Source organism: Natronolimnohabitans innermongolicus JCM 12255 (assembly GCF_000337215.1).
Classification (GTDB): domain Archaea; phylum Halobacteriota; class Halobacteria; order Halobacteriales; family Natrialbaceae; genus Natronolimnohabitans; species Natronolimnohabitans innermongolicus.
Map to the genome: position 1 here is coordinate 144566 of NZ_AOHZ01000068.1, position 9336 is coordinate 153901.

General features: G+C 67.1%; 10 protein-coding genes. 4 read left to right on the top strand and 6 right to left on the bottom strand.

Translation table 11 applies throughout. The features are described from left to right. Positions 1 to 34: 34 nt before the first annotated feature. Positions 35 to 175 (top strand): hypothetical protein, encoded by a 141-nt coding sequence (locus C493_RS23470; RefSeq protein ID WP_007260251.1) that lies wholly within the window; start codon positions 35 to 37, stop codon positions 173 to 175. Positions 176 to 183: 8 nt separating this feature from the next. Here the strand turns inward: C493_RS23470 and C493_RS14695 are convergent, their stop codons facing one another. From C493_RS14695 to C493_RS14715, 4 genes are all read right to left on the bottom strand, one after another. Beyond that, complete coding sequence (locus C493_RS14695) at positions 184 to 1311, bottom strand: EstA family serine hydrolase (protein ID WP_007260252.1); 1128 nt, start codon at positions 1309 to 1311, stop codon at positions 184 to 186. A 53-nt stretch (positions 1312 to 1364) separates the two neighbouring features. Next, positions 1365 to 2690 (bottom strand): TIGR00341 family protein, encoded by a 1326-nt coding sequence (locus tag C493_RS14700; RefSeq protein ID WP_007260253.1) that lies wholly within the window; start codon positions 2688 to 2690, stop codon positions 1365 to 1367. A gap of 166 nt (positions 2691 to 2856) precedes the next feature. Further along, positions 2857 to 3180, bottom strand: coding sequence for a hypothetical protein (locus C493_RS14705; RefSeq protein WP_007260254.1), 324 nt, complete (start codon positions 3178 to 3180; stop codon positions 2857 to 2859). 291 nt (positions 3181 to 3471) lie between these two features. Further along, the gene (locus C493_RS14715) at positions 3472 to 4950 is read right to left on the bottom strand and encodes an MATE family efflux transporter (RefSeq protein ID WP_049889383.1); all 1479 of its coding nucleotides are present in this window, start codon (positions 4948 to 4950) and stop codon (positions 3472 to 3474) included. Between the two features lie 199 nt (positions 4951 to 5149). On the opposite strand from C493_RS14715, the gene C493_RS14720 reads away from it, so the two are divergent. The 3 genes from C493_RS14720 to C493_RS14730 all read left to right on the top strand — a co-directional run bounded on the left by C493_RS14720 (position 5150) and on the right by C493_RS14730 (position 8255). After that, positions 5150 to 7024, top strand: a complete 1875-nt coding sequence (locus C493_RS14720) for a molybdopterin biosynthesis protein (protein WP_049889391.1) — start codon at positions 5150 to 5152, stop codon at positions 7022 to 7024. A gap of 217 nt (positions 7025 to 7241) precedes the next feature. Then, the gene (locus C493_RS14725) at positions 7242 to 7895 is read left to right on the top strand and encodes a helix-turn-helix domain-containing protein (protein ID WP_007260258.1); all 654 of its coding nucleotides are present in this window, start codon (positions 7242 to 7244) and stop codon (positions 7893 to 7895) included. 96 nt (positions 7896 to 7991) lie between these two features. Further along, a complete protein-coding gene (locus C493_RS14730; RefSeq protein ID WP_007260259.1) occupies positions 7992 to 8255 on the top strand; it encodes a glutathione S-transferase N-terminal domain-containing protein in 264 nt (87 codons plus the stop codon). Between the two features lie 97 nt (positions 8256 to 8352). Here the strand turns inward: C493_RS14730 and C493_RS14735 are convergent, their stop codons facing one another. Then, on the bottom strand, positions 8353 to 8556 hold the full coding sequence (locus C493_RS14735; RefSeq protein WP_007260260.1) for a hypothetical protein: 204 nt from the start codon (positions 8554 to 8556) through the stop codon (positions 8353 to 8355). Positions 8557 to 8606: 50 nt separating this feature from the next. Beyond that, positions 8607 to 9272 carry an HAD family hydrolase gene (locus C493_RS14740; protein ID WP_007260261.1) on the bottom strand — a complete coding sequence of 222 codons (666 nt, stop codon included), beginning with the start codon at positions 9270 to 9272 and terminating at the stop codon, positions 8607 to 8609. Positions 9273 to 9336: the final 64 nt, after the last annotated feature.

Genomic DNA, 9336 nt, shown 5'->3' on the forward strand with positions numbered 1-9336 from the left:
TTTATTAGCGTGGTCTGTGTATTTGCCATCCACTATGGACGTCAACGAACTCCTCGAAGGCGAGTCGCTCACCGGACGCCAGGCGGCGATCATCTTCTTTACGTTCCTCGCGATCATTCTCGTCGCCGCTTTCTTCCTGATACTGTTCAGCGATTTCTTCCGCGGGCTATTCTGAACTCGCGGCTATCGAATCGCCAGCCGAACCGCGTCCGCGAGCGCGTTCACGCGAGCGACGTGTTCGTACGATCCGTCCCGGACTCCGTTCGTAACGTACGCGAAGGCGACGTTTTCCGCAGGATCCGCCCAGCCGACGCTGCTTCCCAGCCCGGCGTGTCCGAAGACGTGTTCCGGTGAGAGCGAGCCGTAGGGGGCGACCGTCGTCCCCCCTTTCCAGAAGCCCAGACAGAACCGCCCCTCGCGACCGATGGTTCCGTCGGCCTCCGTCTCGGCCTCGAGTCGGGTCATCTCCTCGACAGTCGCTTCCGAGAGGATTCGGGTCCCCTCGAGTTCGCCGCCGTTTGCCAGACAGGCGTAAAAGCGAGCCATGTCGCCGGCGGTGCCGATGCCGTTGGCGGCGGGGATCACCGAGCGGTGGATCGCCTCGGCGTTGAACGGCGCGGTGACCTCGGTGTGGTCGCCCAGCCCCTCGCCGGGGTCCCGGCAGCGGTCGAACGCCTCGAAGCCGACCAGCGTCGCCACGTCGTCGTCCTCGTCCTCCCGCAGGCCGATCCCGGTGTCGTCCATTCCCAGCGGTTCGAAGACGCGCTCGGTGGCGGCCGCCTCGATCGGCGTCCCCGACACCCGGCGGACGATCTCGCCGACCAGCCAGCCGAAGGTCAGCGCGTGGTAGGCCGGCTGCTCGCCCGGCTCGAAGTTCGGTTCCATGGACTCGAGCGTCTCGACGACGGCCTCCCAGTCGCTCCAGAGATCGGGCCGGTCGTCGATCTCGCCCTGATTCAGTCCCGAGGTGTGGCTGAGGACCTGTCTGACCGTAATCTCGGCCTTCGCGGTGCCCTGCTCGGCGAACTCGGGCCAGTGGTCGACGACGCGGTCGTCGTAGGAAAGGTCACCGTCGTCGACCAGCGAGTGCAGCGTGACGGCGGCGTACGGTTTCGTACACGAAAAGAGGAGGTGGCGCTGATCGGTCGTTTCTTCGTCTCCGTCGGGTCCCGTCGTTCCCCCCGCACGCTCGAGGACGCACTCGCCGTCGACGTAGACGGCCAACTGGGCGCCGTGGTGGAGTCCGACCTCGAGATGTCGGTCGAAGAGGGCGGCGATCCGCTTCTGATCCGATTCGGTAAGTCGTGACATAACAGGGAAATCCAGCGGGAACCCCGTAACCGTTGTGCTACTATCGATGCGCCTTATGCCCCGTCGTACTCGAGAAACCGAACGTGGACGTCCATCTCGTATCCCGTTCGGTCGCTGATGCGCTCGTCTAGCTCTTCGGCGAGTTCCGGATTCGAGTCGTCGACCGGCTGTTCGACGGTAATGACGACGCGTTCGGGTCGATCGAGGCGCAACTCTCCCTCGAGAAACGCAGGGGGATCGAACGGCACGTCTTCCTCGAGCAACAGTTCTACGTCGACGAGAGAGACGTCGTCGTACGCCGGCGACTCGAGGACGTCTTCGGTCTCCGCAGTCACCTGGTTCTCGAGGGTGGCGCGTTCGTAGGACGCCCAGGTGACGCCGACGAGAAACGTCGAGAGGACGAGCATGGCGACCGTCGCGATCGCGAGCCGTCGCCGGACCTGCCGTTGGGCGTCCCCCGTATCGGCCCAGACCTGTGGGCGGTAGCCCATGAGCCACAGGGTGAACAGCCCGGTGATGTTGATCGCAAGCAGGTTGACGAACACCAGGATGAGCGATCCGATCGCGGCGACGGGCGCGCCCCACGCGATCGCGATGCCGGCTGCGCCGGCTGGCGGAATCAATGCGGCGGCGATCATCACGCCGACCAGCGCGGCGGAGATTCCGGTCGCGAGGCTCAACGCACCCGCGATCCCTGCACCGAACGCGATGAACAGCGACAGGAGGTCGGGGAGGAGCCGCTCGCTGACCTCGTCTATTTCGACGATATTGATACCGGGCGGGACGAGAAACATCGATTTCGCGAGCCAGGCGAACGCCGCGGCGCCGACGATCGCGACGGCGACGCCCAGCAATTGGTATGCGAGCCCCTGCCTGAAAAGGTCGCCCTCGTTGAGAACGGTACCGACGCTGGCGGCGAGCGCCGGACCGATCAGCGGCGCGATCACCATCGACCCGACGACGACGGCGGCGGAATCGAGCAACAGTCCCGCGGTCGCGACGACCGCGCTGAGAAGTGTCATCGTCAGGTAGATCGGAACCGTCGGAATGAGTTCGTCCGACTCGGCGTACAGTTCGTGGCGAGCGAGGCGGTCATCTCCCAGCGCGTCGCTCGCGTACCGCGATTTGAGCGTGCCGAACGTTCGTGAGATGACCGTCTCGGCGGTGACGACGACGGTGTGGTCGTCTTCGCTCAGACCAGCCGCTTGCAGGTCGTCAAGCACCGTTTCGACCGCGTTTCTCGGCAGCGTGAACGAAACGAGCGCGACGTACTCGTTTCCCTCGGCCGGAACCAGCGTGTAGTCGATTCCCTCCGCCTCGAGCACCTCGAGTACCGGCTCTCGGGCGTCCGGCCGGAGCGAAATCTCGACGTGGCGCATACCCGTCGGTCAACACTCTCACATATCTATCCGGGGGAAGAAACAGGATTGGCCGCCGGTCGGAGAGCGGACGGCGCTGCGATGAGAGACCGCGACACGCCGAACCGGGTTCGGCCGCGCACCACCAACGGGCGGGAAACCGGACGAGAGCGACGGATACCGGCTCCTACTCGAGTCGCCGCCACGCCGTCGCCGACTCGAGTCGGTCGAGCGCCGGCTCGAGGTCCTGTTCGGCGGTGCCGTAGAATCGTTCTCGGCCGACGGGCGTTCGGATGCGTACGACGACCGTGTTCGTCGTCACTCGAAACACCGACAGTTCCCACGAGCGTCCCGTTCGCGCCCACTCGCTGTGGAGCGTTGCCTCGTCGCCGTCGATAATGCGCGATCCGAGTTCCCAGCTCAGTCGCGACGGATGCGGTAGTTCGAACGGAACGGCGTCGGGAAGCCTGACACCGACACCGGTCCCACCCTGAAAGCCATGGGCAGCCATACCACGCCCTACTCCGTTCGGTCCCAAAAAGCCATCCTTTCGGTTGCGGTTAAATATGACAGTGGAAGATCGGCAGTTCGGACGGTATCCGCTCGCGTCTGGATCGGGCCGGAAAACCGACGACCCGCGGGGCGCAGCGTCCGACTGGAACGCTTTTCGGCCGGCTCTGCTCATACTGTCGGACAGCAGTCAATACGAAGTCGGTTGCGAATTCGCGGCCGTCGCCGTCGGAGACGGCCGCAGTAGCGCGACCGATCGTCACGCCGTTCTGTCCGACGGTATCGTGCGCGATCAGTCGCTGGCCGACGTCTCGGGTCGGTAGGACCGACTGATCGCCTTCCAGTGGCCCGCCGAGAATCGGTAGTAGGTGACCGCGGCGGGCACGAGCGTCTCGAGGATCAACGCGGCGTACAGCGCCTCGATACCGAGCGGCGTCACGGCCTCCAGACCCGGAATCGGGACGGTCGCAGCGCCGAGGAAGGCGATGGGGACGGCGAAGACGTACAGTCCGAGTACCTGCCCGTAGAACGGCCAGCGCGTGTCGCCGCTGGCGCGGAGCGGGCCGGTCGCACCGCCGCTGATCCCGCGGAAGACGACGCTGATGCAGGCGACCATAACGAACGTCGTCACCAGCGGGAGGATCGACGGATCGTCGACGAACAGTCGACTCACCTGCTCGGCGAAGACGAGGACCAGTCCGCCGCTGACGAGGTAGACCGCGGTGCCGAACCAGAGCACCTCGCGACCGTACGTGTCCGCGCTCCGTTCGTCGCCGGTGCCCAACTCCTGGCCGACGAGGCTGCTCGAGGCCAGCGAGAAGCCCCAGCCGGGGGTGTCCATCAGGTCCCGGACGCGGCGGGCGACGACGTAGGCCGCGAGCACGTTCGGCCCGAACAGCGCGACGATGGCGAGCATCGGGAACTGGGCGGCTCGGCGGGCGACGTTCGTAAAGACCAGCGGCGTCCCGATCGAGACCACGTCGCGGGCGTCCGCGACGGTCACGCGGGGTCGCTCGAGGGAGAGCGTCACGGGGAACGCGCCGACGAGCGGCAGTCGGCCGACCGTGAAACCGACGACGAACGCGGCCAGGACGAGGACGTTCGCGAGGACCGTCCCGATCGCCGCGCCGACGACGCCCATTCCGAGGGCGAAGATCAGGACGGCGTTGAGCGCGACGTTGGCGACGGCGCCGCCGGCGCGGATGACCATCGGCGTCCAGGCGTCGTCGGCACCGACGAGCGTCCGGCTCCCGATGAGGTTCAACGCGGCGAAGGGGATGCCCAGGGCCACGACTCGCAGGTAGTCGGCACCGTAGGCGATCGACGCGGCGTCGTTACCGACGAGGCCGATCAGCGACTCCGGCGCGACCCAGTAGAGGAGCCCGAGCGGGAGGGTGAGCGCGGCGACGACGACGGCGCTGGTCGTCACCGCGAGCGAGAGCCCCGAATCGGTTCCGCCCGTATAGTGCTGTGAAACCAGGCCGATCGTCGCGCCGGCGATGCCGCCGCCGACGGCGAAGGCCAGTCCCCAGTACGGCGCCGCGAGCCCGACGCCGGCGATCGCCGCCGGCCCGAGGGCGATTCCGACCATCGCGACGTCGGCCGCGGATTTCGACATTCGGGCCAGCCCCGTGACGATCCGCGGCCAGGCGAGGTCGGTCGTGCGCTCCGCTCTTCGGGGGTCGATCACCCCGAGACGCGCGAGCACGGCCCCGACCGATAGCAACAGCCATCGGATGGGGTTCGGAAGCGAACTCCAGCGAGAACTCACGTCGTCCGGTTCGCCTTCGGCGCTGAAATACCTTCATATCCCGACACGTTGCGTGACGTTTTCGCACATTCCCGCCGGAATACACCACGATCGTTCATTAGCCACGGGTTCGCCGATCCGTCGACGGTCGGCCATCGAGTCCGCCGCGACCGCCGACGTCTTCGCCCATCGTTTTTACGACGGCGTCCGAACGCCGCGTATGGAACGCAAGGAGTTTCGCGACCTCGCCTCCCCCGCGGAGGCGCGGGCGGCGATCGACTCGCTGTCGCTCGAGGGCGGTCTCGAGCGTGTCTCGCTCGAAGACGCCCGCGGCCGCGTGCTCGCGGCGCGACTCGACGCCGAACTCGACGTGCCGGGGTTCGACCGGGCTAGCCTCGACGGTTACGCGCTCCGGGCGCGGGACACGTTCGGCGCCGACGAGGCCGACCCCGCTTCCCTCGACCTTGTCGGCGAGATCCACGCGGGCGAGGAACCGAACGTGGAACTCGAGACAGGCCAGGCCGCCGAGATCTCGACGGGCGCAGTGATGCCCGACGGCGCGGACGCGATGGTGCCCGTCGAACGAACCGATTTCGACGACGAGAACGGCGACGTGCTGATCCGCACCTCGGTCGCGCCCGGCGACAACGTCATGTTCGCCGGCGCGGACGTCGCCGCGGGCGAGCGCGCGCTCGGTCCCGGAACGCAGATCACGCCCCGCGATATCGGCTTGCTCTCGGCGCTCGGCGTCGACGAACTCCCCGTCCGCGCGCCGCCGAAAGTCGGCATCGTCTCGACCGGCGACGAACTCGTGCGACCGGGCGAGGACGTCGACAGCGCCCGCGGCGAGATCTACGACGTCAACAGCTACACGATCGCCGCGGGCGTCGAAGACGCCGGCGGCGAGGCGGTGCTCTACCCCCACGCCGGCGACGATCAAGACGAGATGGAGCGCGTGTTGCGCGAGGCCGCCGACGAGTGCGACCTCGTGCTCTCATCGGGGTCGACCAGCGCGAGCGCGGTCGACGTCATCTACCGGGTCATCGAGGAGCAGGGTGAACTCCTCTTACACGGCGTCAGCGTCAAGCCGGGCAAACCGATGCTCGTCGGCCGACTGGACCGCTCCGCGTACGTCGGGCTCCCCGGCTACCCCGTCTCCGCGATGATGGTCTTTCGAACCTTCGTCGCGCCCGCGATTCGCGAGGCCGCCGGCGTGCCGGAGCCGAGAGCGGCGACGGTCGCCGGAACGATGGCCCGCGAGGAGCGCTACGGCGAGGGGCGACTGCGGTTGATGCCGGTCGGTCTGGTAACGGATGCCGACGGCGAGACCCTCGTCTACCCCGTCGACAAGGGCAGCGGCGCGACGACCAGTCTCGCCGAAGCCGACGGCGTCGTCGAGGTCGGTCCCGAAACGGACTACCTCGAGGAGGGCGAGTCGGTCACCGTCAAGCTGTTTTCGGCGGACGTCCGCTCGCCGACGCTGCTCGGCCTCGGCGAGGACGACCCGACCGTCAACCGACTGCTCGACTCGCTTGCGAACCCGCGCTACCTCTCGGTGGGCACCCGACCGGCCGTTCGCCGGTTTCGGAACGGCGTCCCGGACGTCGCGGTCGTCGCGGGCCCGCTCGAGCGCGACCTCGAGGCCGACGAACTCGGCCGCTGGGAACGCGAGTGGGGCCTGGTCGTCCAGGCCGGCAACCCACACGACCTCGAGGGGCTCGAGGACCTGGTCGACCGGGACCTGCGATTCGTCAACCGGACGACCGACTCCGGTCTGCGCTCGAGTCTCGAGGCCGCGCTCGCGGCCCTCGCGGACGACCGCGGCGTCGACGCGACCGAACTCCGCGAGTCGATCGACGGCTTCGATCTGGGCCTGCGCGCCCACGAGAGCCCCGCCCGGACGGTGATCGCCGGCGACGCCGACGTCGCGATCGGACTGCGCGCCACCGCCGACCACCTCGACCTCGGATTCGTCCTCGTCGACGCGCAGCCGGTTCGCGTCCTCGCGAATCCCGACCGCACGGCCAAGGCGGGCGTTCGGGAACTCGAGGCCGCGCTCGCGGACCTCAACCGCGAGGACCTTCAGGACGTCTGAACGCAACCACGACGCGGGCCGAACCGAATCGTCTCGCCGTTTTCGTCCCGTCACTCACCGTCGCCACCACCCCGTCGTTCATCGTCGCCGACCCCGCTGTCTCCCGCTTCGATTGCCGGACCGTCCTGACCGTCAGGACAGGTTGGACGTTCGTCGAACGCGACAGTCAGGGCTGCCTGAACAGTGCTTTTTACCGCAGTACGGTGTACGACTCGTGATGTCCACGATCGCCGAGTTTCGGCTTCCGGCTGCGGAGACGACACTGGGGACGGCGCTCGAACACGCCCCCGACGCAACGTTCGAACTCGAGTCCTCCGTTTCGAAAACGCGTCCCTCGCTGTGGGTCGCCGGCGTCGACCGGCCGACCGCCGACGGGGCCTTCGAGGCGGATCCGTCGGTCGAGGAGTACGAACTCCTCGTCGAAACCGGATCACGATTGCTGTACGACGTGAGTTTCGTCGACGAGAGCGTTCGGATCAGCGACGAACTCCTCGCTAACGGCGGCTCGCTGCTCGAGATGTGGGGCCGCGACGGCTGGTGGCAGGTAAGCGTCCGCTTTCGCGACCGAGAGGCGCTCTCCGAGGCCTACGATCGTCTCGAGTCGACCGGCCTCACGGTCGACTTGCGACGCGTCAGCGACGTCAGCGGCACGACGGACACCGAAACGCGACTGACCCCCCAGCAACAGGAGGCGCTCGAGGCCGCCCTCGAACACGGCTACTTCGAGATTCCCCGTGGCATCTCGATGGAGGAACTGGCCGACGAACTCGACATCTCCCATCAGGCGCTCTCCGAGCGGTTCCGTCGGGCCTACGAGACACTGGTCGACGACGAACTTCAGCCGGCCGGCGGCCGATCCGAATTCGAGTAACGGCGATGGCGTCTACAGCCGCTCGAGTCCGCTCTCGCCACCGCAGCGACTGCGGGGCCAACCGTTACGGGCTCGAGCGGCGTCGCTACAGAAGCCATGCTCGAACTGTATCAGGCGGAAGGCTGTCCGCACAGTAGCGACGTTCGCGAGACGCTGACAGAACTCGGCGTCTCGTACGTGACCCACAACCCGCGCCGTCCGGGATCCGAGGGTGGCGACGTCAGAAACGAACAGATGCGGAACGCGATGATCGAACTGAACGGCGAGGATACGATTCCGGTTCTCGTCGACACCGACCGCGGGGAGACGCTTTCGGAGAGCGAGGCGATCGTCGACTACCTCGAGACCCACTACGGCTGACTCGACGTTACTTCGAGACGGTGGGGCGGACGCAGAGACCGGTTCGTCGTACACGCCGTCCCGTCGGTGGACTGTCTCGGACGGACAGTGAACCGTCTCAGTCGCCGCTCGCCCGCGGCAGTAGGTCTCGAACGAGGACCTCGTCGGGAACGTCGGGAATGCGCGGCGGAACGACGCCGTCGCTCGAGTCGATGGTGTGGCCCGTCTCGACGTGGTGGTCGATCGCCTCGCGCGATCGAACTCGGTCTGACGGTTCGTCGGTCGGACTCAGACTCCAGTCGCAGTTGAGACAGTATTTCATCGCGGCTCTATGGGGAGCAGCAACCGGGTTCCTGAAACTTTTTCGGTGTTTCATCCGTCGGCCTGGCTGACGGTCGCCTCCTCGAACAGGTCGTCGAAGGTACTGACGCGGTAGTCGCCGAGCACGCAGCGGCCGCGTTCCGCGTGGCCGACGCGTTCGACGTGGATGGCGTCGAGGCCGGCGTTCCAGGCCGCGCCGACGTCGCTCGCACCGTCGCCCGCGAGGACGCCGACGTGACCGTTCTCGCCGACGCCGAGGTCGTCCATCACGCGATAGACCGGCTCCGGATCGGGTTTCCAGCCCGTCTCGGGGGTACAACAGAGGCGCGCGTCGAACCAGTCGTGGATGTCGAGTGCGTCCAGCACCGGCTCGCAGAGAAACTGCTGGCAGTGGGTGACGAGTCCGACCGGCGCCTCGAGGTCGGCGACGAAGTCGGCGTCGTCGTGGAGGTAGGTCTGTTCGGCCCGGACGAGCGGATCCTCCTCGTCGTGAAAGACCGTCCAGAACTCGTCGGGCTCGATTCCCCATTCCCGGAGTTGTCGGTCGCGAGAGCCGGTCAGCCCGCTCCAGAGGATATCGGCCTCGCGATCGGTAAACTCGCGACCGAGTCGGTCGCCGACCCGGTCGAAGACCGTCCGCGTATACGACCACTCGACGTCGACGAGCGTCCCGTCGAGGTCGAGCAGCCAGAAGTCGTACTCGGCGTCGATTTCCATCGGGCCACGGAGTAGGACCGTCTCGAGTAAAGATGTATCGGCTCACCCGATCGGCGCGATCGGA